The following is a 1,272-nucleotide window of genomic DNA, read 5'->3' on the forward strand; positions in this document are numbered from 1 at the left end:
CAAACCTATCTAATAGTCAATATTGGCTAGGTTTGAGTAAGATTTTTGGAACGGTAATAAAATCGTATTGGCGCTTATAGTGGCTAAATTGTTATTCGTTATTAGCAGCCGCCCTGACATGATCATCTGGGAAGTTGGCGCTAAAGGTTGAGCCCTTCCCTTCTACCGACTCAATCTGCAAAGTGGTGTCGTACTGATAGAGCACGTGCTTGACAATCGCCAGTCCCAATCCCGTGCCGCCCGTAGCGCGACTGCGCCCGCTATCCACTCGATAGAAGCGCTCAGTCAATCGGGCGACATGCTCTGGAGCAATACCAAGCCCATCATCGGTGACTGCAAACTGGCAGCCATCTGATGTCTTAGTCCAACTGATGACGATGTTGCCAGCTTTTGGGGTATATTTGATAGCATTGATAACGAGATTGGATAAGGCGCTGTTTAAATACATCTCTGAGCCATAAAGACCATCATAGGTGTCTATCTGCAAATGCAGCGTATGACCATACTCTTGGTTATATGCTTGCGCGTCGTCGTAGACGTGGGTGAGCAGCTTAGTCATATCGATATAATGTAGCTCATGGGTCTCTTCAATCTCAATCCGAGACAACAATAATAGATCGTTAACGACTCTATTCATCCGCGCAGTCTGCTGCGTCATAAGCTCAAAACCGCGTCGCCATTGCGGCGGCATATCAGGCTGATCTGAGAAGTTCTCTAGATAGCCCATCAATACGGTTAATGGCGTTCGCAGCTCATGAGAGACATTAGCCACGAAGTCGCGGCGCATTTGTTCTAAGTGGTGTAAACGAGTTACATCATAAATGATAAGTAACTTCTCGTCGCCAAAAGGCGTGAGCTCACATTTTAAATATCGGTTGGAATCGCGCCATGACGCTATATGGACACCATCATTGGGTATCGTCATAGTCTGATAATATTGCCGGAACTCAGGAACGTCAATAAAGTCAAAAATGCTTTTGCCTTGATCTACTGACTGCAATAGTAATAGATCCTGCGCCGCCTGATTCCACCACTCCAACCCATCATCGTCATTGAGCAAAATCACTGCATCTTGCAGAGCTCCCAAGGCGCTACTGATCTTTTTGAGTTGCTTGGTACTGTTCTGAGTAGATACTTGCTCCTGACCGTCTTTTTGCACATTGTCTTTTTGCATAGGTTTTGTCTCTACACTGACCTTCGGCGTTAGCATATTTATTGAACCCCAGTTCGGGATAAGCCACATTGTAACTCATTGATACTATTTACAATGTC

Annotated in this window: 1 protein-coding gene; it reads right to left on the reverse strand. The window is 45.6% G+C overall.

Annotation, left to right across the window (positions count from 1 at the left end):
• Window positions 1-91 precede the first annotated feature (91 nt).
• Window positions 92-1,210, reverse strand: coding sequence for a phosphate regulon sensor histidine kinase PhoR (gene phoR / locus I3248_RS12085; protein WP_238063984.1), 1,119 nt, complete (start codon window positions 1,208-1,210; stop codon window positions 92-94).
• Window positions 1,211-1,272: the final 62 nt, after the last annotated feature.

Source organism: Psychrobacter sp. Ps3, assembly GCF_022129275.1.
GTDB lineage: Bacteria > Pseudomonadota > Gammaproteobacteria > Pseudomonadales > Moraxellaceae > Psychrobacter > Psychrobacter submarinus.